The sequence below is a fragment of the Craterilacuibacter sp. RT1T genome (genome assembly GCF_023502145.1).
GTDB lineage: Bacteria > Pseudomonadota > Gammaproteobacteria > Burkholderiales > Chromobacteriaceae > Craterilacuibacter.
On sequence record NZ_JAMFLI010000001.1, the window covers coordinates 339,346 to 361,080 of the forward strand.

At 57.2% G+C, this 21,735-nt stretch carries 21 protein-coding genes and 1 tRNA gene; 15 read left to right on the top strand and 7 right to left on the bottom strand.

Going from position 1 to position 21,735, the window contains the following annotated elements:
* The first annotated feature begins 90 nt into the window (after nt 1–90).
* From rpmI to M3P88_RS01765, 7 genes are all read left to right on the top strand, one after another.
* Complete coding sequence (rpmI, locus tag M3P88_RS01735) at nt 91–288, top strand: 50S ribosomal protein L35 (protein WP_124734191.1); 198 nt, start codon at nt 91–93, stop codon at nt 286–288.
* Between the two features lie 10 nt (nt 289–298).
* Entirely contained in the window at nt 299–655 is a 357-nt protein-coding gene (gene rplT / locus M3P88_RS01740) for a 50S ribosomal protein L20 (protein ID WP_124734192.1), read from the top strand.
* 114 nt (nt 656–769) lie between these two features.
* Entirely contained in the window at nt 770–1,753 is a 984-nt protein-coding gene (gene pheS, locus M3P88_RS01745; protein WP_249614355.1) for a phenylalanine--tRNA ligase subunit alpha, read from the top strand.
* A gap of 19 nt (nt 1,754–1,772) precedes the next feature.
* Nucleotides 1,773–4,133 carry a phenylalanine--tRNA ligase subunit beta gene (gene pheT, locus M3P88_RS01750; RefSeq protein ID WP_249614356.1) on the top strand — a complete coding sequence of 787 codons (2,361 nt, stop codon included), beginning with the start codon at nt 1,773–1,775 and terminating at the stop codon, nt 4,131–4,133.
* An 86-nt stretch (nt 4,134–4,219) separates the two neighbouring features.
* A complete protein-coding gene (locus tag M3P88_RS01755; protein WP_124734195.1) occupies nt 4,220–4,516 on the top strand; it encodes an integration host factor subunit alpha in 297 nt (98 codons plus the stop codon).
* Complete coding sequence (locus tag M3P88_RS01760) at nt 4,503–4,850, top strand: MerR family transcriptional regulator (protein ID WP_124734196.1); 348 nt, start codon at nt 4,503–4,505, stop codon at nt 4,848–4,850. Before M3P88_RS01755 ends, M3P88_RS01760 begins: the two co-directional genes overlap by 14 nt.
* Before the next feature lie 29 nt (nt 4,851–4,879).
* Nucleotides 4,880–4,956, top strand: a tRNA-Pro gene (locus M3P88_RS01765).
* A gap of 63 nt (nt 4,957–5,019) precedes the next feature.
* Here the strand turns inward: M3P88_RS01765 and murI are convergent.
* Together murI and apbC are read right to left on the bottom strand one after the other, a co-directional pair.
* Nucleotides 5,020–5,802 carry a glutamate racemase gene (murI, locus tag M3P88_RS01770; protein WP_249614357.1) on the bottom strand — a complete coding sequence of 261 codons (783 nt, stop codon included), beginning with the start codon at nt 5,800–5,802 and terminating at the stop codon, nt 5,020–5,022.
* Between the two features lie 68 nt (nt 5,803–5,870).
* Nucleotides 5,871–6,962, bottom strand: a complete 1,092-nt coding sequence (apbC, locus tag M3P88_RS01775) for an iron-sulfur cluster carrier protein ApbC (protein ID WP_502798938.1) — start codon at nt 6,960–6,962, stop codon at nt 5,871–5,873.
* A 326-nt stretch (nt 6,963–7,288) separates the two neighbouring features.
* Here apbC and M3P88_RS01780 point away from each other — a divergent pair, with 326 nt between their 5' ends.
* From M3P88_RS01780 to M3P88_RS01800, 5 genes are all read left to right on the top strand, one after another.
* Nucleotides 7,289–8,566, top strand: coding sequence for an MFS transporter (locus M3P88_RS01780; protein ID WP_249614359.1), 1,278 nt, complete (start codon nt 7,289–7,291; stop codon nt 8,564–8,566).
* A 102-nt stretch (nt 8,567–8,668) separates the two neighbouring features.
* Nucleotides 8,669–10,723, top strand: a complete 2,055-nt coding sequence (gene metG, locus M3P88_RS01785) for a methionine--tRNA ligase (RefSeq protein ID WP_249614360.1) — start codon at nt 8,669–8,671, stop codon at nt 10,721–10,723.
* Between the two features lie 204 nt (nt 10,724–10,927).
* Nucleotides 10,928–11,119 carry a hypothetical protein gene (locus tag M3P88_RS01790; protein WP_249614361.1) on the top strand — a complete coding sequence of 64 codons (192 nt, stop codon included), beginning with the start codon at nt 10,928–10,930 and terminating at the stop codon, nt 11,117–11,119.
* 276 nt (nt 11,120–11,395) lie between these two features.
* Entirely contained in the window at nt 11,396–11,671 is a 276-nt protein-coding gene (locus M3P88_RS01795; RefSeq protein ID WP_283773058.1) for an acylphosphatase, read from the top strand.
* A 105-nt stretch (nt 11,672–11,776) separates the two neighbouring features.
* Nucleotides 11,777–12,772, top strand: a complete 996-nt coding sequence (locus M3P88_RS01800; protein WP_249614362.1) for a 2-hydroxyacid dehydrogenase — start codon at nt 11,777–11,779, stop codon at nt 12,770–12,772.
* On the opposite strand, the gene yaaA is transcribed toward M3P88_RS01800, so the two are convergent.
* The gene (gene yaaA / locus M3P88_RS01805; RefSeq protein ID WP_249614363.1) at nt 12,767–13,549 is read right to left on the bottom strand and encodes a peroxide stress protein YaaA; all 783 of its coding nucleotides are present in this window, start codon (nt 13,547–13,549) and stop codon (nt 12,767–12,769) included. The genes M3P88_RS01800 and yaaA overlap by 6 nt on opposite strands.
* Nucleotides 13,550–13,638: 89 nt before the next feature.
* Here yaaA and dtd point away from each other — a divergent pair, with 89 nt between their 5' ends.
* A complete protein-coding gene (gene dtd / locus M3P88_RS01810; RefSeq protein ID WP_249614364.1) occupies nt 13,639–14,091 on the top strand; it encodes a D-aminoacyl-tRNA deacylase in 453 nt (150 codons plus the stop codon).
* Between the two features lie 2 nt (nt 14,092–14,093).
* Here dtd and M3P88_RS01815 read toward each other — a convergent pair whose 3' ends face one another.
* From M3P88_RS01815 to M3P88_RS01825, 3 genes are all read right to left on the bottom strand, one after another.
* Nucleotides 14,094–16,016 (bottom strand): lytic transglycosylase, encoded by a 1,923-nt coding sequence (locus tag M3P88_RS01815; RefSeq protein WP_249614365.1) that lies wholly within the window; start codon nt 16,014–16,016, stop codon nt 14,094–14,096.
* A 155-nt stretch (nt 16,017–16,171) separates the two neighbouring features.
* Nucleotides 16,172–16,933: a hydroxyacylglutathione hydrolase gene (gene gloB, locus M3P88_RS01820; RefSeq protein ID WP_249614366.1), complete on the bottom strand. Its 762-nt coding sequence runs from the start codon at nt 16,931–16,933 to the stop codon at nt 16,172–16,174.
* Nucleotides 16,926–17,777 carry a cysteine hydrolase family protein gene (locus M3P88_RS01825; RefSeq protein WP_249614367.1) on the bottom strand — a complete coding sequence of 284 codons (852 nt, stop codon included), beginning with the start codon at nt 17,775–17,777 and terminating at the stop codon, nt 16,926–16,928. The genes gloB and M3P88_RS01825 overlap by 8 nt, the downstream gene beginning before the upstream one ends.
* A 225-nt stretch (nt 17,778–18,002) precedes the next feature.
* Between M3P88_RS01825 and eptB the strand changes: the two genes are divergently transcribed.
* Nucleotides 18,003–19,688, top strand: coding sequence for a kdo(2)-lipid A phosphoethanolamine 7''-transferase (gene eptB / locus M3P88_RS01830; RefSeq protein ID WP_249614368.1), 1,686 nt, complete (start codon nt 18,003–18,005; stop codon nt 19,686–19,688).
* Between the two features lie 20 nt (nt 19,689–19,708).
* Here eptB and M3P88_RS01835 read toward each other — a convergent pair whose 3' ends face one another.
* Complete coding sequence (locus M3P88_RS01835) at nt 19,709–20,593, bottom strand: alpha/beta fold hydrolase (RefSeq protein ID WP_249614369.1); 885 nt, start codon at nt 20,591–20,593, stop codon at nt 19,709–19,711.
* Between the two features lie 142 nt (nt 20,594–20,735).
* Here M3P88_RS01835 and M3P88_RS01840 point away from each other — a divergent pair, with 142 nt between their 5' ends.
* A complete protein-coding gene (locus M3P88_RS01840; protein WP_249614370.1) occupies nt 20,736–21,710 on the top strand; it encodes an IS30 family transposase in 975 nt (324 codons plus the stop codon).
* Nucleotides 21,711–21,735: the final 25 nt, after the last annotated feature.

Below are 21,735 nucleotides of genomic sequence, written 5' to 3' on the forward strand. Positions count from 1 at the left end.
TGATGTATGGGTTCCCAAGTGTCAGGCAGGCTTAGGTTTGCCGGTCCACCTTGCATCTAATCTAACTCAGTTTCAGCAGGAGTCTTCCTAATGCCGAAGATGAAAACCAAGTCGGGCGCTAAAAAGCGTCTGAAGGTTCTGGGCAATGGTGGTGTCAAGCGTTCTTACGCTTTCAAGCGTCACATCCTGACCAAGAAGACCACCAAGACCAAACGTCAATTGCGCGGTACTACCATGGTAGATGCCAGCAATATGCCGTCTGTTCGTGCAATGTTGCCCTACGCCTAAGGAGTTATAAATGCCACGTGTAAAACGCGGTGTCACCGCTCGCGCCCGTCACAAGAAAATCCTCGCTCTGGCGAAAGGCTATCGCGGCCGTCGCAAGAACGTCTACCGTGTTGCCAAGCAAGCGGTAATGAAAGCTGGACAGTACGCTTATCGTGACCGTCGTCAGAAAAAGCGTCAGTTCCGCCGTCTGTGGATTGCCCGTATCAACGCCGCTGCGCGTGAATGCGGTCTGTCCTACAGCAAGTTCATGAACGGCCTGAAGAAAGCCGCTATCGAGATCGACCGTAAGGTTCTGTCCGATATGGCTATCTTCGACAAGCCTGCTTTTGCACAGATCGTCGAGATCGCAAAAACCAAGCTTGCTTAATCGCCAGATGATTTAAAGGGAGGCTTAAGCCTCCCTTTTTTTCGTAAAACTTTCCAAGAACGCTGACCAGACGCCCAAGCGTGTGGTCAGTTTTCTTCACATTGGATCCCGATAATGAACAACGTGGATGTGATTCTCGAGTCGGCTCTAGCGGCGCTGGCGACGGTGACGGACCTGGTCGAGCTAGAGCAGGTCAAGGCAAAATATCTGGGTAAAAGCGGTGAGCTGACTGGCTTGCTCAAGCAGTTGGGTGCGCTGGCACCGGATGAGCGCAAAAGTGCCGGGGCCGTGATTAATGCCGCCAAGCAGGCATTTGAAACCGAGCACAATGCGCGTCGCGATGCGATCAATGCCGCCAAGCTCGAGCAGCAACTGGCGGCAGAAGCGCTGGATGTCACCATGCCCGGTCGCGGCATGGGTACCGGTGGTCTGCATCCGGTGACGCTGACGCTGGAGCGCATTACCGAACTGTTCCGTTCCATGGGCTTTGAAGTGGCCGACGGCCCGGAAATCGAGACCGATTTCCATAACTTCCAGGCGCTGAATATTCCGGAAGACCATCCTGCGCGCGCCATGCAGGATACCTTCTATGTGGAAGGCGGCGATGTGCTGCGTACGCATACTTCGCCCATCCAGGTGCGCTATATGCTGGACAACCAGCCGCCGATCAAGATTATCGCGCCGGGCCGTGTCTATCGCGTGGACTCCGATGCCACGCACTCGCCGATGTTCCATCAGATGGAAGGTTTGTGGGTGGACGAAGATGTCAGCTTTGCCGACCTGAAGGCGACCATCACCGACTTCTTGCGCCGCTTCTTCGAGCGCGAGGATCTGCAGGTGCGTTTCCGTCCATCGTTCTTCCCGTTTACCGAACCGTCGGCCGAGATCGACGTGCTGGGCGAGAAGGGCTGGCTGGAAGTGGGCGGCTGCGGCATGGTGCACCCGAATGTATTGGCCAACGTCGGCATCGATGCCGAGCGTTATACCGGCTTTGCCTTCGGTATCGGTCTGGACCGCTTTGCCATGTTGCGCTATGGCGTGAACGATCTGCGTCTCTTCTTCGAGAACGATCTGTCCTTCCTTAAACAGTTCAACTGAGCGCGGAGCCGACAAGACTATGCAATTTTCCGAACAGTGGCTGAGAAGCTGGGTCAATCCGTCGATTTCCAGCGATGAACTCTCTTATTTACTGACAATGGCTGGCCTCGAAGTCGAGGAGACCACGCCTGCAGCGCCCGCGTTCAGCGGCGTGGTGGTGGCCGAAGTCAAGGAAGTGGTCAAGCACGAGAATGCCGACCGCCTGCGCGTGACCAAGGTCGATGTGGGTACGGGCGAACTGGTGCAGATCGTGTGCGGCGCGCCTAATGTGGCCGTTGGCCTGAAAGTGCCGTGCGCCATGTCCGGCGCCGTTCTGCCGGGCGACTTCAAGATCAAGCCGACCAAGATGCGTGGCGTCGAGTCCAACGGTATGTTGTGCTCGGGCAAGGAATTGGGCGTGCCGGACGAGGTGGATGGCTTGCTGGTGCTGCCGGCCGATGCACCGGTAGGCAGCAGCATCCGCGATTATCTGGGGCTGGACGACACCCTGTTTACCCTGAAAATCACCCCCAACCGTGCCGACTGCCTGTCGATCAAGGGTCTGGCGCGTGAAGTGTCGGCACTGACGGCTACGGCGCAGCAGCCGTTTGCCATTGCACCGGTTGCGGCGGCGCATGACGAAGTGCGTGCGGTGAAGCTGGCCGCCGGCAAGGCTTGCGGGCGCTATATCGGCCGCGTGCTGAAAAATGTCGATGCGGCCGCAGTTACGCCGGAATGGATGCGCCGCCGTCTTGAGCGCTCCGGCCTGCGTTCCATCTCGGCCATTGTCGATATCACCAACTATGTGCTGCTCGAGCAGGGCCAGCCCATGCACGCTTTTGATCTGGCCAAGGTAGATGGCGGCATTACCGTCCGTTTCGCCCAAGCCGGCGAAACGCTGGTCTGCCTGAATGAAAAAGAAGTCACGCTTGCGCCTGACACCATGGTGATTGCCGATGACAGTAAAGCATTGGCGATCGCCGGCATTATGGGTGGCCTGCATAGCGGCGTGACGACGGACAGCCGCGATATCTTCCTTGAAAGCGCTTTCTTTGCGCCTGAGGCTATTGCCGGCAAGGCGCGGACGCTGGGCTTCGGTTCGGATTCGTCCTTCCGCTACGAGCGCGGGGTGGATTTCGAGCTGCAGCGCGATGCGATGGAGCGCGCGACGGCACTGGTGCTGGACATTTGCGGCGGCGAAGCCGGCCCGCTGGTGGAGGCATTGGGCGAGTTGCCGGTGCGCCATGATGTCAGCGTGCGTACTGCGCGCGTGTCGCGCGTACTGGGCGTGGCCTTGTCGGCGGATGAAATCGGTCAGACGCTGTCGCGCCTGGGCTTGCCGCATCAGGCGACGGCGGAAGGTTTTGCCGTGGCCGCGCCTAGCTTCCGTTTCGATATCGAGATCGAAGTCGATCTGATCGAAGAAATTGCCCGCGTCTATGGTTACGATGCCATCCCGTCCGATGCGCCGCGTTCGCGCCAGTCCATGTTGCCGCTGCCGGAAAACCGCCGCCCGCGTGCGGCAGTGCGCCACTTTATGGCCGGCCGCGATTATCAGGAAGTGGTCAGCTACGCCTTTGTCGAAGAAAAGTGGGAGGCCGATTTTGCCGCCAACCTCGATCCGGTGCGTCTGATTAATCCGATCGCCAGCCAGATGAGCGTGATGCGCTCGACGCTGATCGGTGGTCTGGTCGATGTACTGTCGTCCAATATCAACCGCAAACAGCCGCGCGTGCGTGTGTTTGAGGTGGCGCGTGTCTTCTCCAGGGCCGAGGGCGGTTTTGCCCAGCCGGAAAAAATTGCAGCACTGGCCTGGGGGCCGCGTGTGGCCGAGCAATGGTCGCTCAAGGCCGAGCGTGTCGATTTTTATGATGTGAAGGCCGATGTCGAGGCCTTGCTGGCTCCGCGCCGGCCAAGCTTCCGTGCGGCCCCGCATGCGGCGCTGCATCCGGGGCGTTGTGCCGAGGTGTTGCTGGATGGCCAGGTGATCGGTTTTATCGGTGAGCTGCACCCGCGCTGGGTGCAAGCTTATGATCTGCCATCGGCACCGGTGCTGTTCGAGATCGACTTTGCCGCCGCGCAGGATGTGGTGCCGGTGAAGGCGCAGGCTGTTTCGCGCTTCCAGGCAGTGCGCCGCGATCTGGCCTTGCTGGTGGACGAGCGCGTTGAAGTTGAAGCCATGCTGGAGAGCTTTGCCCGTGTTTCTACGCCTATCGTCAGCGAAGTGGCGCTGTTCGATGTGTATCGCGGCAAGGGGGTTGAAGAGGGCAAGAAGAGTCTGGCCTTCCGCATCCAGTTGCAGGACATGACGCGCACGCTGACCGATGAAGATGTCGAGCCGGTGATTGCCGCCATGCTGGCTGCGCTGGCGGAGGATCATCAGGCGAGCCTTCGCGCCTGATATCCTGTATCCTGTTGTTTTCCCGAAGTATTCCCCCGCCTGTGAGCGGGGGATGATTTTGTTATCGTTGTTTCTGAGGTGTGTTCATGACTTTGACCAAAGCCGAGTTGGCCGACCTGTTGTTTGATCGGGTGGGCTTGAACAAACGCGAAGCCAAGGACATGGTGGAATCGTTTTTTGAGGAAATCCGTGTCGCTCTTGAAGTCGGAGATAGTGTCAAACTGTCCGGCTTCGGTAATTTTCAACTGCGCGACAAGCCGCAGCGCCCCGGACGTAACCCCAAAACCGGCGAGGAGATTCCCATCACCGCGCGCCGTGTGGTAACGTTTCATGCAAGTCAGAAACTGAAGGGCATGGTTGAACAGAATAATGACAACTGTTGAACTGCCGGCAATCCCGGCCAAGCGTTACTTTACCATTGGTGAAGTGAGTGAACTGTCGGGGGTTAAACCCCATGTGCTGCGTTACTGGGAGCAGGAGTTTCTCCAGCTGGGCCAGATCAAGCGCAGGGGAAACCGTCGTTATTATCAGCATCAGGAAGTATTGCTGATCAGGCGCATCCGCGGCCTGTTATACGATGACGGTTTTACCATTCAGGGCGCGCGTCAGCGTCTGCAGCAGCAAAGCGGGGCGCCGGCGACGATGACTGCCGGCGAGGTGCGCAAAGAGCTGCAATCCATCTTGGCTTGGCTTGATTTGGGTATTGGCAAGGATTGATTTACCCAATATAATAGCCGCTCTTTAGTCGGGGTATGGCGCAGTCCGGTAGCGCACTTGCATGGGGTGCAAGGGGTCGTAGGTTCGAATCCTACTATCCCGACCAAAAGACACGCTAAATCAGGCCATCTGTTCAGATGGCCTTTTTTGCGTCTGCATTTTGCTTGCGTCAGGCCAGTTGTAGCGGCTCTACTTCGGCCTTCATTCCCAAGACCCTGGCGATAAAGTCCTGCATGCCCTCGTGTTCTGCGGTGCTGACAAAGCGGTAGCTTGCCACTTGCCCGGGAGGACTGGCCAAGTGGTGGCTTTCCAGCTGTTGCTGTATCCGGCGGCAGACGGCACCGGCAGGATCGATGAGTTCGGCTTGTGGCCAGGCGCAGCTGAGTAAGGGCGCGAGGAAGGGGTAGTGGGTACAGCCCAGGACAATCTGGTCGGCATTGCTGCCGGCGAGCCCTAGCAAGGCTTGCTTGACCGTGTCGCGGGTTTTGGGGCTGTCTAGCTCGCCGGCTTCCACCTGCTCGACAAAGCCGTCGCCGGGCAAAAACGTAATTTGCACATGCTCGTGATAGTGGGCAGCCAGACGCTGCAGCTTTTCCCCCGATAGGGTGGCGCGGGTTGCCAGTACCGCGATATGGCCGCTGCGGGAGGCGAGGGCTGCCGGCTTGATGGCGGGCTCCATGCCGATGATGGGCAGGCCGGGGTAGTGGCGGCGCAATTGGGCTGCCGCCGCGCTGGTCGCGGTATTGCAGGCGATGACGATGCTGGTGGCGCCTTGTGCCAGCAGCCACTCTACAATACGCGTGCTGCGCGCTTCGATTTCGGCGTGGCTGCGTGGCCCGTACGGGCACCAGGCGCGGTCGGCCAGATAGATGACCGATTCATGCGGCAATTGTCTGGCAAGCTCGCGCCAGACCGACAGGCCGCCCAGACCCGAGTCGAACATGCCTATCATGCAAACTCCAGATGGGTACTCAATAAAAACTGGCCTGCACGGGGCAGGCCAGCGGGCAAACAGCCGGCTTAGCTATTCTGGATCACGATCTTGGGGAAGCGGCCGGAGAAGTCCTGTGCCTTTTCACCGATCTTGACTGCAACTTTGCGCGCAATAGCCTTGTAGCTTGCGGCAATCGCACTATCCGGTTCGGCAGCCAGTGTCGGCTTGCCGGCGTCGACGGCGGCACGGATGCTGATGTCCAGCGGTAACGAACCCAGTAGTTCGATGCCGAAGTCTGCCCCCATTTTGGCCGCACCGCCTTCACCGAAGATATGCTCGGCATGGCCGCAGTTGGAGCAGATATGGATGGCCATGTTTTCCACTAGGCCCAATACCGGTACGCCGACCTTTTCAAACATGGTGTAGCCCTTGCGCGCATCCAGCAGCGCGATGTCCTGTGGCGTAGTAACGATGATGGCACCGGTGACCGGTACTTTCTGCGACAGGGTCAGCTGGATGTCGCCGGTGCCTGGCGGCATATCTACCACCAGATAGTCCAGATTGTCCCATTGGGTGTCGCTCAGGAGTTGCTGTAGCGCCTGGCTGACCATGGGGCCGCGCCATACCATGGCCTGATCGGTGTCGACCAGATAGCCGATGGACATGGTCTGTACGCCGTAGTTTTCTACCGGCTTGAGTCCCTTGCCTTCTATGACTTCGGGCTTGGCATCGGCCAGCCCCATCATCAAGGGCTGCGACGGGCCATAGATATCCGCATCCAGCAGGCCGACGCGTGCACCCTCGGCCGCGAGCGCCAGTGCCAGATTGACCGCTGTGGTGGACTTGCCGACGCCACCCTTGCCCGAAGCGACGACGACGATGTTTTTGACGCCATTAAGCAGGGGCACGCCGCGCTGGGCGGCATGGCTGACGATCTGGCTGCTGACGGCAACGTCGATGCGACGGCCTTGCGCTAAGGGGTGCAGCGCATCGCTAAACTGCGTGCGGATCGCCTCGAACTGGCTTTGGGCCGGATAAGACAGGACAACGGCCAGCGAAATGCAGTCATCGCTGACGGACAGTTTGCGTATGGCTTTGGCCGCGCTATAAGGCTTGCCGGTATTGCTGTCGATCAGCCCGGCAATGCTGTCTTGCAGCTGGGTTTCAGTCACGGTCATGGTGTTGTTTTTCTCCTCGCGGTCGTGGGGGCTGAAGTAGCGGCTGATTTTGGAAAACATGGATGGCATTCGTCAAGTCGGAGAGTGGGGTGCGCGAATGGCGCGTGCTGTTTTGCGGATGATACGCGCTAGTCCTGGCTAAGGCGATGCTTGCCCGGCCTGACTGGGGGGGGGCACAAGGGTAAAACCGCTTGCGTGCTGGTATATCAGTGCCGGCTGAAGTAGAATCGCCCCCTTTTCTGCGTTTGGCTGTATGCCGAGTCCGCATTTATCCGGCGCCCTTGTGGCGCCGTTGCTGTTTGATTTGAAAGGTTTTGTTCTTTTATATGCACGCAAAAAACACTCTTTCCGGGCGTGCGGCTCTGTTGTTCCCGCTTGCGCTGGTGCTGTTCGAGTTCGCCGTTTACATCTGTAACGATATGGTGCAACCCGCCATGCTGGCGGTGACGCGCGAATTTATGGTGGACTCGTCCTGGGTGCCGACTTCGATGACGGCATTTCTGGCTGGTGGCGCCTTGCTGCCATGGCTGACCGGGCCTTTGTCCGACCGTATCGGCCGTCGTCCGGTGTTGCTGGCCGGGGTCGCTTATTTTACGCTGACTTGTCTGGCGACCTATCTGGTGACGAGCATCGAGGCGTTTATCGCCTTGCGCGTGCTGCAAGGGGTCGGTCTGTGCTTTATCAATGCCGTGGGTTACGCCGCCGTGCAGGAAGCCTTCAAGGAAAAAACCGCCGTCAAGGTGATGGCCTTGATGGCCAATGTGGCCTTGATTGCCCCCTTGCTGGGCCCGTTGGCCGGTGCGGCCTTGCTTGAGCTGGCACCATGGCGCGCCAGTTTCCTGCTGATTGCAGCGCTGTCTTTTGTTGCGCTGATTGGCCTGTTGCTGTGTATGCCGGAAACGGTCAAGCCCAGCCATGAAAAGCTGCCGCTGTCGCAAATCGGCCACGATTATCTGGCCGTATTCCGCAACCGCCGCTTTGTGCTGTCGGCTTTATGCATTCCCTTGCTGGCCTTGCCCTTGATGGGCTGGATTGCCCTGTCGCCGGTCTTGCTGGTGCAGGACTTGGGGATGACGACCGTTGAATATGGCCTGATGCAGATTCCGGTGTTCGGTGGCCTGATTGCCGGCAACCTGTTTCTGGCCATGGTGGCCGAACGCTGGCCGCTGGGGCGCTCGGTGCAGCTGGGGATGTGGCCGATTGTTGCCGGTCTTGCCTTGATGCTGGGTGGGGTGTTGTTTGTCGATGCGCCACAGTACACCATGGTGGCTGGCATGAGCCTGATGGCTTTTGGCGAAGGAATGGCCTTCGGTGTATTGTACCGCTTTGCCCTGATGTCCTGCCCTGAGGGTAAGGGAACCGTTTCTGCCAGCATGAGCATGATTTCGATGCTGGGTTACGCGCTGGGGATCGAGTGCTTTACTTTTGCCTATAAGGCTGGTGGGATGACGGGTTTTGCCTTGTTGTCGCTGGTGACTTCGCTGGCCTTTGTCTGTCTGGCCAGTCGTATGGTGGCGCTGGCGATGGCTGAGCGCGCCGAGGCGGAAGCCCAAATGCCTGAGCAGGAAAATCGGCCGCCGGAGCTTGCCAACCAGGGCGCTTAAGACAGATTTGTCTGATGAAAAGGCAGGGTGGGGTCGGTTTCGATCCTGTCCTGCCTTTATTGTTATAATCGATGGCTTGAAATCGAATCCAGGGGCTTTCCGATGACGAAACGCAAGATTTTGGTGACGAGCGCGCTGCCTTATGCGAACGGCGCGATCCACCTTGGCCATATGGTCGAACACATCCAGACCGACGTCTGGGTACGCTTTCAGAAAATGCGTGGTCACGACTGCCATTATGTGTGTGCGGATGATACCCACGGCTCGCCCATTATGCTGGCGGCCGAGAAGCAGGGCATCACCCCCGAGGCACTGATTGCACGCGTGAAGGACGAGCATCTGGCCGACTTCACCGGTTTTCATATTGGCTACGACAATTACTACTCGACCAATAGCCCGGAAAACAAGACCTATGCCGAGACGGTGTACAAGGCTTTGCGTGCCGACGGCAAAATCTCTTCGCGTACCATCGAGCAGTTGTACGACCCGGAAAAGCAGATGTTTTTGCCTGACCGCTTCGTCAAGGGCGAGTGCCCGAAGTGTGGCGCCAAGGATCAGTACGGCGACAATTGCGAAGTCTGCGGTGCGACCTATAGCCCGACCGAACTGAAAAATCCATACTCGGCAGTATCCGGCGCGACACCGGTGCTAAGAACATCCGAGCATTACTTCTTCAAGCTGGGCGACTGTGCCGACTTCCTCAAGGCGTGGACCGCCGGCAGCACCTTGCGTGCCGACGGTGTGGCTCAGCCGCATCTGCAGGCCGAATCGCTGAACAAGATGAACGAGTGGATCGAGGGTGGCCTGCAAGACTGGGACATCTCGCGCGATGCGCCGTATTTCGGCTTCGAGATTCCGGATGCGCCGGGCAAGTATTTCTATGTCTGGCTGGATGCGCCGATTGGCTATATGGCTTCGTTCAGGAATTTGTGCGACCGAACCGGCATCGATTTCGACGAGTATTTCAAGGCCGACTCGAGTGCCGAGTTGTACCACTTTATCGGCAAGGACATCCTGTACTTCCATGCGCTGTTCTGGCCGGCGATGCTGAAATACGCGGGCTACCGCGCGCCGACCGGCGTGTTCGCGCACGGCTTCCTGACTGTCGACGGCCAGAAGATGTCCAAGTCGCGCGGCACTTTCATCACGGCCAAGAGCTACCTCGAGTGCGGGCTGAACCCCGAGTGGATGCGTTACTACATCGCCGCCAAACTCAATGCCCGCATCGAAGACATCGACCTTTCGCTCGATGATTTCGTCGCACGGGTGAACTCGGATCTGGTGGGCAAGTTTGTCAATATCGCCAGCCGCGCCGCCGGCTTTATCGCCAAGCGCTTTGGCGGCAAGCTGGCAGACGGCATCTCCGACCTTGAGCTACTGGCCCATTTGCAGGCCGAGGCGGTTAATATCGCCGCCGCCTTCGAGGCGCGCGAATACGCCAAGGCGCTGCGCGATGTGATGGCGCTGGCCGATCTGGTTAATGCTTACGTCGATGCCAACAAGCCATGGGAGTTGGCACGCCAGGAAGGGCAGGATGGCCGCCTGCAGGAAGTCTGCTCGGTGCTGATCAATGCTTTCCGTCTGCTGACCATCTATCTCAAGCCAGTACTGCCCAAGCTCGCCGAGGGCGTAGAAGCCTTCCTGAATCTGGAAAAACTGCAGTGGTCCGATAGCGAGACGCTGCTGTTGGGTCATGTCATCAATCCTTACCAGCATCTGATGCAACGCATTGATCCGGTGCTGATCGAAAAACTGATAGAAGCGAACAAGCAAAGCATGGAACAACAAGCACCGGCTGCCGCTCAGTACGAGCCTTTGGCCGATACCATCACCATTGACGACTTTGCCAAGGTTGACCTGCGTATTGGCAAGGTGCTGGACTGCAAGTTTATTGAAGGCTCGGACAAACTGTTGCAGTTCACTGTCGATCTGGGCTTCGAAACGCGCAATATCTTCTCCGGCATTCGCAAGGCGTATGGCGAGCCGGAAAAGCTGATCGGCCGCAATGTGGTGGTGGTTGCCAATCTGGCACCACGCAAGATGCGTTTTGGCGTATCGGCCGGCATGATTGTCTGCGGTTCGGGTATTGAAGACAGCCAAGGCCTGTTCCTGCTGGATGCCGACGAAGGCGTGCTGCCGGGGATGCGGGTCGGTTAATTTAGCTCTTGCAATAACAAAAGCACCACAAAAGCATTGTTTGCATTTGTGGTGCTTTTGTTTTGGGTATTTAATGAGTGTGTAATGAATGAGTGCTATCGTATTCTTGACGCGTGAAGAAGTTTAGTATTTACTGATAAATATTTATTTTTATATAAGATTGAGGTTTATTTGATGGAAATTATTGATAAAGGAGGTCAGACAATGATGATAAAAGTAAGCCAGCTGCAGCCTGGGTTCCAGATACACGAGCAAAAGTCCAACGGCGAAGTCGATCGTTACGAGGTGGTTGAGGTGGCACCGGTTGGTCGTAAGTTTCAAGTCACTTTCCGCTCACTGCTTGGCGTTGAAAGCGCAGTTTATCCGGCCGATGCCTATCTGAATGCCAGTTGCTAAGCCACTGTGCTTAGAACTTTTGCATAGTTTATTTTAGACGGTTTAAGCTCAGTCTTCTATTATGAATTTGGTCTGAAGCGGCAGGGTTGCCGTGCAGAGGGTATTGTCAGATCGGGAATAGGGCCGCTTTAATAGCGGCCCAAATTTTTTTAAGTCTTAGCTTCAAGCATGCTATAGCGTCATGAGACCAGTCAGGTTTGCATGTGTAAGCGGTGAGCCTGCTTTCATGCAGGATATCCGCTACTCCTGATTCATCCTCTGTCGGAAAATATTGCCATGATTGCGCGTCTATTGCGTATTTACGGAAAGGTACAGGGCGTGTACTTCCGTGATAGTGCCGTCATGTTAAGTGGTGAGCTCGGCTTGAGTGGCTGGGTCAGGAACCGTAGTGACAATACGGTTGAAGTCTTGCTTGAGGGAGAACCCTCCGCCGTTGATGCTTTCATCCGCTGGGCACAGCGGGGACCGACCGCGGCCAGAGTCGATAAGGTCAGCGTGATCGAGCTGGGTTTACAAGCATGTAAGGGATTTACCCGGCGTCCGACCCTATAAGGGCGGGCGCTTTTGTTTTTTCTCTTTGTATCTCGATCCGTGCAGGGGCACTTGCTACGGTACAGTCAGTATCTCCATCGTTATTCATCCCGCAAGGGGGCTGATATGCGCATCGCTGTTTTCGATACCAAACATTATGACCGTCAGGCGCTGGAGTCGGCCAATGTGGCTTTTGGTCATACATTGAGTTTTTTCGAGCCGCGCCTGAATAGACAAACCGTCAGTCTGGTGCAAGGCTTTGATGCGGTTTGCCCCTTCGTGAATGATTGCGTAGACGATGGCGTAGTCGAGCAGATGGCCATGGCTGGGGTGACGTTGGTGACCTTGCGCTGTGCGGGTTACAACGGGGTGGATTTGGCTGCCTGTGCCCGGCATGGTGTGGCGGTGACACGGGTGCCTGCGTATTCGCCTGAGGCGGTCGCCGAACACGCTTTTGCCTTGCTGCTAAGCGTAGTGCGTCATACGCATAAGGCTTATGCGCGCGTACGCGAGCTGAATTTTGCGCTGGATGGGCTGGTTGGCTTCAATTTGCATGGCCGGACTTTTGGCGTGCTAGGCACCGGTCGTATAGGCCTGGCGGCAATCCGCATTGCCCGCGGTTTTGGCATGCGTGTGCTGGCATGTGATCCTAGGCCGCAAATGGACATGGCGGCCAGCCTGGATTTTGAGTACTGCACCATGGCGCGTCTATTGGGAGAGAGTGATGTACTTAGCCTGCATTTGCCGTTAAGCGCTGATACGCACCATATCGTCAACGCCAAGGCGTTGGCGGCGATGAAGCCTGCTGCGGTGTTGATTAATACCAGTCGTGGCGGGCTGGTGGATACGCCTGCTCTGATTGATGCGCTCAAAGCAGGCTGCCTGATGGGCGTCGGGCTGGATGTGTACGAGATGGAGGAGGGCGTGTTTTTCCAGGACTTGTCCGCAGCCTGCTTGCAGGATGACCAGCTGGCGCGGCTGCTGACTTTCCCCAATGTGCTGGTGACATCCCATCAGGGCTTTTTGACGCAGGAAGCCTTGGCGGCTATTGCCCGAACAACACTGGAGAACGCGCTGGCGTATCAGCGTGGCGAGCATCTACAAAACGAAGTTTTGTTATAAGCCAGCTGTGGTATCGCGGCGGAACACCCATTCAAGCTCGCTCGATGCATCGGCATCAAAGGCATAGCCTTCGCTGTCAAAGCGGCGCAGGTCTTGCGCTTCTTCAATCCGGTGTTCCAGCGCCCAGCGCACCATCAGTCCGCGGGCGCGCTTGGCGTAAAAGCTGATGATTTTATACTGGCCGTTTTTCCTGTCCTGAAACACGGGCGTGATGATGGCTGCGTTGATGGCCTGGCGTTTGACCGACTTGAAGTACTCTTCCGAGGCCAGATTAATCAACACCGGCTTGGCGTCTTGCGCCAGACGCCGGTTGATGGCATCGGTGATGATCTCGCCCCAAAAGGCGTACAGATTGTTGCCGCGCGCATTGGCCAGACGCGTACCCATCTCCAGACGGTAGGGTTGCATCAGGTCCAGCGGTCTTAATACGCCATATAAACCCGACAGGATGCACAGCCGGTTTTGCAGCCATAACATTTCGTCCTGGCTCATCTGCTGTGCACCCAGTCCCTCGTACACATCGCCCATAAACGTCAGTACCGCCTGCTTGGCATTGGATAGGGTAAAGGGGGGGTGCCAGCCATCGAAGCGGCCGGCATTGAGAATGGCGAGGGCATCGCTGATCTTCATTAACTGAGCTAGCTGTTGCGGGCTTAATTCACGCAGCGTGGGCATCAGCTCGGCGCTGTGTGCCAGCAGCTCGGGCTGGGTGTAGGGTAGGTCATCCGGCGGTGGGGTATTGTCCAGGGTCTTGGCCGGCGAGATCAGCATCAGCATGGGGTAATAGCCTTTGAAAGCGTGCGCAATTGCAGGATTGTAGCCTAAAGCCCTTAAAATACGGTTTTCCGAAAAACTGGGGGCAAGGAATGCGCGTATTGCTGCAAAGGGTGAATGAGGCCTGTGTCACGGTGGATGACGAGGTGGTGGGAGCCATTGCTGGCGGCCTGCTATTGCTGGTAGGGGTAGAGGCGCCTGACAGCGCAAACGATATCGACTGGCTGGTGCGCAAGATCTGTCAGCTACGGGTGTTCAACGATGAAGCCGGAGTGATGAACCGCTCGCTGCTGGACTGCGGGGGGGACGTGCTGGCGGTTAGCCAGTTCACTTTGATGGCCAGCCTGAAAAAGGGTAACCGGCCAAGCTATAGCCGCGCTGCCCGTCCCGAGCTATCCCGCCCCTTGTTTGACGCTTTTACCGAGCGCCTGTCTGCAGTCTTGGGGCGGCCGGTTGAAACCGGCCGTTTTGGCGCAGAGATGAAGGTCAGTCTGGTTAATGACGGGCCGGTGACTTTGTGGCTGGATAGCCGCCAGCCCGAATAGGCTTACAAGCCCTGAATCAGCAGGCGCTGGCCAGGCTGCAGGCTGGCTTGTTGCCCTATATCGTTCCAGCGCTGGATGTCGGTATGGCTCAGTCCCAACTTGCGGGCGATGCCAAAAACGGTGTCGCCGCTTTGTACCACATACTCGCTACTGACTTTTTTGAAGGAGGCCGGCTGATCCAGCTGTGCCAGTTGGGCGATGGCCTCACTATTCGCGGGGATGGGTCTGGCCAAAATCGGCGTGCCACTGATTTTAAGGCTTTGCCCCAAACGCAGTGTGGTGTTGTCTAGCCCGTTTAGTGCTTGCAGCTCACCCACACTCATCTGGTAGCGGCGCGAAATATTGTAAAGCGTATCGCCGGTGCCGACGATGTGCTGGCCGTTTTGCAATTGAGGCATGGCCGCTTGCTGAGCTTGGGCCAGTGCTTGCACGGCGACGGATGCTTGCAGTGCAGGTGTCGTCCTGATAATCAGGCGAGGGGGTAGGGGCTCGGGCGTGATGGCGATAGAAGGGCTTGCGCTTGCCGTTTGCAAGCCGGAAACCGCCGGCGTGGCTATTACTGCCGGGGTAATGGCGGGTGGCGTTGGCGTGGCGCGAGCGGTGACGCGTACGGGTGCTACGGCGGGCTGTATGATAGGCGCGGCGGGCTGGATCGTTTGCGTCAGTACCATGCGCTCGCTGGTGTCGGCTTGAACCGGTGCCGCTTCATCGCGACCGATAGCTGCGACCATGGGTGTTTCCAGTACCGAGGCGCGTCCGGAGCTGGATACCCGTAGCGCGACGGGGCTTGCATTGCTGTTATTGGCTGCAACGAGAACCGGCTGCCCTGCGGCAAAGCGACCATTGCGCTGGTTATTGACCCGCATCAGCTCGTTTGCATCCATATTGAACTGCTGGGCCAGGCTTTGTGCATCGGTACTGCTGTCCGGCATGTGCACATCCCAATTCAGTAGCGGCTTGTCCCATGCTGCCAGATTGCGCTCGAAGCGGTGCAGTTTGCTGGCGGGCAGCAGCATCTGGCGGCCACTTTTGTGCGCGTAAACCGGCAGGTTGAATGCGGGATTTAGCTCGCGGAATTCTGCGCTGGACACCTCGGCCAGCCGTGCCGCTACGTCAATATCCATGTGGCGGCCGGTAGAAACGGCAACAAAGTAGGGCTTATTGGGGAAGGCTGCCGGGTTGAGTCCGAATTTTTCCGGCTCGGCAATCAGGTTGCGCACGGCCAGCAACTTGGGCACGTAGTTGCGGGTTTCATTTGGCAGGCGCAGATTTTCGTAAGTTTCGACCTGGCCTTGGGCCCTGACGCGGGCAATGGCACGCGAGACATTGCCTTCACCCCAGTTGTAGGCAGCCAGCGCAAAGCCCCAATCGCCAAATCGCCCGTGCAGATATTGCAGATAGTCGAGTGCAGCGTGGGTGGCGTCGATCACATCGCGCCGGCCATCGTACCACCAGGTCTGCTCCAGGCCGTACTGGCGTCCGGTTGCAGGCATGAACTGCCATAAACCGGCGGCGCCGACATGGGATTGTGCCGTCGGCAGGAAGGCGCTCTCCACGACAGGCAATAGGGCAAGCTCGGTCGGCATGCCGCGCTTTTCGACTTCATTCATGATGAAGAACAGGTATTTTTGGCTGCGCGCCATACTGCGCTGCAATCCGGCAGGATTGGCCGCATATTGGCGTTCTATCTTGCGGATCAACTCCGGGTTGACCTCGGCCATCTGAAAGCCTTCGCGCGCGCGAAACAACAGATTGTCGCCATTTCTGAGCAAGCTGGTGTTCAGCAACATCATGTCCAGACCCGCTGCCATTGCCTCGTCTACCGAGGCTCCTGCGGGCTTGCCAAATAGTGTTCCGGCCTGGACGGGTGCCTTAAATGCGGAAAAGGCGAGAGCCAGAGAGAGTGCAAGCGTGAGTTTTTTCATTTCGAGGAGAGCCCGGTATTCGATATTTCATTCCGTGCCGATCCTACCACGCAAGAGGGGGCTGTCAACGCAATAAATCAATTGAAATCAACAATCTTGCGAGAAATGCACACGGTTTAGCGCGTGATGCATTTGTTATTAATTGAGCATGGTTGCTATCTAACGAACTCGTTTTTCCATTGCCGCAAAATGGTAAAGGTTTCCAATCCCGGCCTGACCATACAGCCTGTATGGCTGGACGCTGCCGCAGCAAGCGATGGCAGCGAGGCGCGCAGGAAAGGGTTGCTGGCTTTTTCAGTACTAAGCAGAACCGGCAGCGTGGGCTGCTTGGACGCCATGCATTGTTGCGCCCATACCAATCTGTCCTTGATGGCGAGATTGTCCGGCTCGCATGCTTGGGCAAAATAGAGGTTGGCCAGGGTGTACTCATGGGCAGGGTAGAGTCGCGTGGTGTCTGGTAAACCTGCCAGCCGGGAGAGCGACTGGTACATCATCTCTGGTGTGCCTTCAAATAGGCGCCCGCAGCCGGCAGCAAACAGCGTGTCGCCGGTAAAGGCAAAGTCAGCGCCCAGATAGGCCAGATGATCCAGAGTGTGGCCGGGTGTCGCGATGACATCCAGTGTCAGTTCGCCCAGGCTGATTTTCCCGCCCTCGCTTACCGGGTGGGTCACGCCGGCGATAGAGGCCGGGCCATAGACTTGCAGGCTGGAGAAGCGCTCGCGCAGGGAGGCTAGTCCGCCGATATGGTCGGGGTGGTGGTGGGTCAGCAGGATGGTAGCCAGCGATAGCCGGTTTTCTGCCAGCCAGTCAAGCAGGGGCATGGCATCTCCCGGGTCGACTGCACATACGCCATTTTCACTCTGGAAGGCCCAGATGTAGTTATCGCTGAATGCTTTAATAGGCCGGATTTCAAGCATGGTGCTGCTCCTTTGACTGGCTTGTTGCTGTCAGTTGGCTTAAGTCCACCTCGCGGCTGCACACACTATGCATGCCCCTGATTCGCATCTTGCTTATGAATGTGTCTGCGATCATTTCAAAACCCGGCACCGGGCTTGAGCAGTCGTTTAATAACCACATTTTCTGCAGATAAGATTCGCCCAGCTGTGCCGGCAAGTCGTCTATGGTACTGGCCACACAGTGTGACAGGGCTTGGCCGGCAATGAGTAGGGTGTCGGCGCGCGCGAGCATCGCTATCCACACCGTGTCGACCTGGCTTGCCGGGTCTGCCGGATCGGGCACTTCCGCCTGAATGGCCGAGTAATGCTCGGTGTTCGGGTTATAGCCTTTACGGATGTAGTTCACCTTAAGGCCGTAATCGCTTTCCCAGTCGGCCAGGCTTTTGGCTAAACCATCATGAACTTGCTGTCCCCAGCTGCCCTGCAGGCAATGTTCCGGCCAGACCATAAGCTGATAGCGTCCGCTTTGGGCGAGTGCCTGCACATAGGCGAGGCTGTATGCCTGTTGTTGCGGATGACGTGCTTGCCAGATGCCGTTTTCAATGTCGGCAATCGAAATCTGGGTGAAGGGCGGAGGGGCCTCGCCTGATGCGTTGCACCACCAGCTCGGGTGGGCGATGTCCAGTTTCTGGTGGGTGTCGAGCGTGACATGAATGGCATCCAGCAAATGCCCTTGTGCCTGTATCAGTTGGCTGAGCCGCTGCATATCTGCCGTGGCACCGGGAACGGGCAGGGCCGCCGCGGCTAGGTCGCAAAAATCGTTTTGCGGGTCGATGATCAAAAGTTGCAGTCTCGGTATGGGCACGGGTGGGCTCACTAAAATCGGTTTGTAAACCGTATGCGTCCGATTATCACCGTTTTGTATGGAAGGCTGAAGCGTGTTGCGCAGGCTTGTATGTAAGTAAATGATTTTATTGTATTTTTGTTTTTTGTGGGTGTCTATGCCAAAGGAAGATTTTTTTGTTTTTCAACTGACCGGCTTAATAAAGTTGGTTATGATTCCTTACTTTTAAAAATTGAAAAGCTGTCGATGCGCAAACTGCTTTCCCTGTCCCAGTTTCAACTGTCCTTGTTGCTGTCGCTTTATATCGGTGCGTTGCTGAATGCGGATGTGCTGTTGCGGCGCATGGCGTCAGCCGGGGCTGGGGAGTTTGTTTCAATCGGGGTTGAGGTCGTGGCCGTACTGGCATTCAGTTACTTGCTGTTTGCATTGGCTAGTTTGGGCGGTCGCCTGATTTACCGTGTGCTGGGAAGCCTGTTGCTGCTGTTTTCTGCGGCCGCCAGCTATTACATGACGCTATTTAATGTCGTGGTTGGCTATGGGGTGATGGTGTCGGTGTTGACGACTGACACCGATCTTGCACGCGAATCGATAGGCTGGGATTTTGTGTTGTGGTTGGCCGTTACCGCGCTGCCGCCTCTTGCCCTGCTATGGAAATCCAAGCTAGAGCGCAATATGTGGCAGGGTTTGAAAACACCTAGTCAGCGGATCTTGCCGTTATGGACGACAGCGCTGGCACTGGTGCTGGCGGTGTTTCCCCTGCGCCAGCTGGATAAGTATGAAGAAGCCAAAGCACAGGCGACTAATACCTATAGCCCCAGTCGTGCAGGCGCGGTGGCGCATAGTTATTTGCCCAGCAACTGGATCGCGGGTCTGGGTATGGTGGCTTATAACCGGGCTGCTGAAGCGCAAAATAATGGCAAGTTGCTGGATCCTGCAACGGCATTTAGCTGGAAAAGCAGTCCGGGTCTTGAGGATACGACCATCGTGTTTGTGATTGGCGAAACCACGCGCGGGCGCAATACCGGCTTGCTGGGGTACGCGCGCGATACCACGCCGCGCTTGGGGACCGAGAAAAACGTGCTGGCATTCCAGGGACGCGCTTGTGATACCGCAACCAAGCTCTCATTGCGCTGTATGTTTGTGCGTGAAGGCGGGGCGGCCGACAATGCGCAGCGCACGCTTAAGGAGCGCAATGTCTTTGCTGTGCTGAAGTCCTTGGGTTACAGCAGCGAGTTGTATGCCATGCAAAGCGAGCTGTGGTTTTATAACAGTCTCAAAGCCGATCAGTATGCGCTGCGCGAAATGGTGGTGTCGGACAAGCTCAGCAGTGGCAAGCACGCGGGCGATATGTTGTTGTTGCCTCAGTTGGAGCGCTCGCTGGCGACCCATCCCAAGGGCAAGCATCTGGTGGTGTTGCACACCAAGGGTTCGCATTACCAGTATTCACAGCGCTATCCGCGCGAATTTGCCCGTTATACCCCGGAGTGCACCAGTATTGACGATGCGTGCAGCAAAGCCTCGCTGATCAATGCGTTTGATAATAGCGTGCTGTACACCGACCATGTGCTGGCCGAGGTGATTGCGCGCCTTAAAGGGCGCAAGGCGCTGATGGTTTATGTGCCGGACCACGGTGAATCGATTGAGGAAAACAGTCACTTCCATGCCACGCCGCGTGATATTGCACCACCTGAGCAGTTCGATGTACCGGTGGTGATGTGGGCCTCGGACAGTTATCTTGCCCAGGCTGATGGCGCGCGTGCCTTTGCCGCACTGCGTAAGCTGCAGGCATCGGGGCGGGTGCTGCGGCATGAGGAAATCTTCGATAGCGTGCTGGGTTGTCTGGGTTACAGCTCACCCGATGGCGGCATTCGTGCGCGCAATAACTGGTGTGCCCAGCCGCAGCCCGTGCCTGCTATGCAACTTAAGTCTTGAGCCTGAGGCCGGCATGGGTGCTAGCCGGATGCATGGCTGAAAAAGTCATGCATGGCCTGTGCCAGCGCCTGCGGCTGCTCCCATTGCACCATATGCCCAGCTTGATGGATGGTGACTTCCTGTAGTTGGCGGAAGCAGGCGCGCCGCTCGTCCAGAGTGTCGAATACGCCCTTGGCCATGGGGTGGTCCCACATGTCTCCACCTAATACCCATTGCACCGGCGCATTGATCTTGCGCCAGCAGGCCTTGGCCTCTTCCAGCCGGTACAGGATGGGGTTGACGCCTTTATGGCGCGGGTCGGCACGGTAGTACAGTGCACCGTCGACAGGGTGGGTCAATTGCTCAGCCATATAGCCTGCGTGCTCGGTGCGCATGCGCGGATTGCGCTCTTGCAGTTTGTCTACGAGTTTGGTCGTGCTTTCCAGTTGGCCAAATGCGGGTGGCTGGCTTTGCTCTCTTAGCCAGCGTGCGTAGCGCCCCGGGGCTTCTTCGGGTCTTGTTTGCGCAAGACCAAAACCTTCTATCAACATCAGCCTCTCGATCCGCCCGGGGCGAATGCCGGCATAAAGGCCCGCTATCATGGCGCCCATGCTGTGCCCGGCGAGCATGACCGGCTTGTCCGGGCTGAGTGCCTGCAGGAGTGCGTCCAGGTCAGCCAGATAATCCGGAAAATAATAGCTGCCGTGATTCCACGTACTGTCGCCAAAGCCGCGCAAATCCGGCGCGACAAGGTGCCAGTGTGTAGCCAGATGGTCGGCAACAAACTGGAAAGTTGCGGCGCTATCCATCCAGCCATGCAGCAAAACCAGAAGCGGCTGCTCGGGATTTCCCCAGTGCAGGGTACGGGTGCGGTGTTGGCCGCGCTGGTGTGTTTCCTGTCGGGCGTGCTGGATGGGTGTGTACATGGCGGATAGTATCGGGCTTGAATGATTGGTTATTTTAATGGGCGGATTCAGGGAGTAAGTGCAACAGGACGACCGGTATGCAGAGGGCGGTGAGATGAGATAACTTCTCCGACTTTTGGCCGGCCAGCCTGGAGCACGAAGAATGAATTACTACCACCTCACCGAAGGTGAACGATACCAGATTCAACTGTTGGCGGGTGAAGGTTGTGGCCCAAGCGTCATTGGCAGAAGGATCCAGCGTTGCAAGAGCGTCATCAGCCGCGAGTTACGGCGTAATCGCAATGCGGGGGGCGCTTACCGGGCCACCGAGGCGCAGCAGAAGTATCAACAGCATCTGCAGGATAAGGGCGTTGCCCGACAGCCTTGGCGGCTGATGTTTGACGAAGTCGGCGTGCCGCTGCTAGCCGAGGGCTGGAGCCCGGAACAGATTAGCGGCGTATTTAGTGGCAGTGAGGTCGCGGTCAGTCACGAATGGCTCTACCAGCGCATTCTGCAGGATAAGGTCGGCGGCGGCTTGCTGTACAAGCATCTACGTTGCCAGAAGCAGCGTAAAAAGCGTTATGGCAAGCCTGAGCGGCGCGGCCAGTTACGCGACCGACGCTCGATTCATGACCGGCCAGCCGATGTGGAATTACGCAATCGGATCGGTGATTGGGAGGCGGATACCATTATCGGCACAGGCCACAAAGGGGCGGTCGTCAGTCTGGTGGAGCGGGCCAGCGGCTTTGCCAAACTGATCGTGATACCGACGCGTGAGGCGAATGTGGTCACGCAGGCGATTATCAAGGCGCTGCGGCCGTATCGTGATCAGGTGCTGAGCATCACCTTTGACAATGGCAAGGAGTTTGCCGGGCATCTGAAGATCGCGAAGAAGCTGAAGGCGGATTGCTACTTTGCCGATCCATACAGTTCGTGGCAGCGTGGCTGTAACGAAAATTTGAATGGCTTGGTGCGTCAATATTTCCCGAAGGGAAAAACAGACTTCACCCAAGTCAGCCAGAAGGCGATGGATGAAGTCGAGCGCAAATTAAATCATCGGCCACGAAAACGACTGGGCTGGCAAGCGCCGACAGCGGTCTTCAAAAGTGGCAAGCCATTGAACAAAATTAACTATTGACTGTTGCACTTACTTTTTGAACCCG

What these genes read in the sequence shown, in the direction of transcription:
- rpmI (WP_124734191.1), top strand. Translation starts at nt 91, where the DNA reads ATGCCGAAGATGAAAACCAAGTCGGGCGCTAAAAAGCGTCTGAAGGTT.
- rplT (WP_124734192.1), top strand. Translation starts at nt 299, where the DNA reads ATGCCACGTGTAAAACGCGGTGTCACCGCTCGCGCCCGTCACAAGAAA.
- pheS (WP_249614355.1), top strand. Translation starts at nt 770, where the DNA reads ATGAACAACGTGGATGTGATTCTCGAGTCGGCTCTAGCGGCGCTGGCG.
- pheT (WP_249614356.1), top strand. Translation starts at nt 1,773, where the DNA reads ATGCAATTTTCCGAACAGTGGCTGAGAAGCTGGGTCAATCCGTCGATT.
- M3P88_RS01755 (WP_124734195.1), top strand. Translation starts at nt 4,220, where the DNA reads ATGACTTTGACCAAAGCCGAGTTGGCCGACCTGTTGTTTGATCGGGTG.
- M3P88_RS01760 (WP_124734196.1), top strand. Translation starts at nt 4,503, where the DNA reads ATGACAACTGTTGAACTGCCGGCAATCCCGGCCAAGCGTTACTTTACC.
- murI (WP_249614357.1), bottom strand. Translation starts at nt 5,802, where the DNA reads ATGATAGGCATGTTCGACTCGGGTCTGGGCGGCCTGTCGGTCTGGCGC.
- apbC (WP_502798938.1), bottom strand. Translation starts at nt 6,962, where the DNA reads ATGACCGTGACTGAAACCCAGCTGCAAGACAGCATTGCCGGGCTGATC.
- M3P88_RS01780 (WP_249614359.1), top strand. Translation starts at nt 7,289, where the DNA reads ATGCACGCAAAAAACACTCTTTCCGGGCGTGCGGCTCTGTTGTTCCCG.
- metG (WP_249614360.1), top strand. Translation starts at nt 8,669, where the DNA reads ATGACGAAACGCAAGATTTTGGTGACGAGCGCGCTGCCTTATGCGAAC.
- M3P88_RS01790 (WP_249614361.1), top strand. Translation starts at nt 10,928, where the DNA reads ATGATGATAAAAGTAAGCCAGCTGCAGCCTGGGTTCCAGATACACGAG.
- M3P88_RS01795 (WP_283773058.1), top strand. Translation starts at nt 11,396, where the DNA reads ATGATTGCGCGTCTATTGCGTATTTACGGAAAGGTACAGGGCGTGTAC.
- M3P88_RS01800 (WP_249614362.1), top strand. Translation starts at nt 11,777, where the DNA reads ATGCGCATCGCTGTTTTCGATACCAAACATTATGACCGTCAGGCGCTG.
- yaaA (WP_249614363.1), bottom strand. Translation starts at nt 13,549, where the DNA reads ATGCTGATGCTGATCTCGCCGGCCAAGACCCTGGACAATACCCCACCG.
- dtd (WP_249614364.1), top strand. Translation starts at nt 13,639, where the DNA reads ATGCGCGTATTGCTGCAAAGGGTGAATGAGGCCTGTGTCACGGTGGAT.
- M3P88_RS01815 (WP_249614365.1), bottom strand. Translation starts at nt 16,016, where the DNA reads ATGAAAAAACTCACGCTTGCACTCTCTCTGGCTCTCGCCTTTTCCGCA.
- gloB (WP_249614366.1), bottom strand. Translation starts at nt 16,933, where the DNA reads ATGCTTGAAATCCGGCCTATTAAAGCATTCAGCGATAACTACATCTGG.
- eptB (WP_249614368.1), top strand. Translation starts at nt 18,003, where the DNA reads ATGCGCAAACTGCTTTCCCTGTCCCAGTTTCAACTGTCCTTGTTGCTG.
- M3P88_RS01835 (WP_249614369.1), bottom strand. Translation starts at nt 20,593, where the DNA reads ATGTACACACCCATCCAGCACGCCCGACAGGAAACACACCAGCGCGGC.
- M3P88_RS01840 (WP_249614370.1), top strand. Translation starts at nt 20,736, where the DNA reads ATGAATTACTACCACCTCACCGAAGGTGAACGATACCAGATTCAACTG.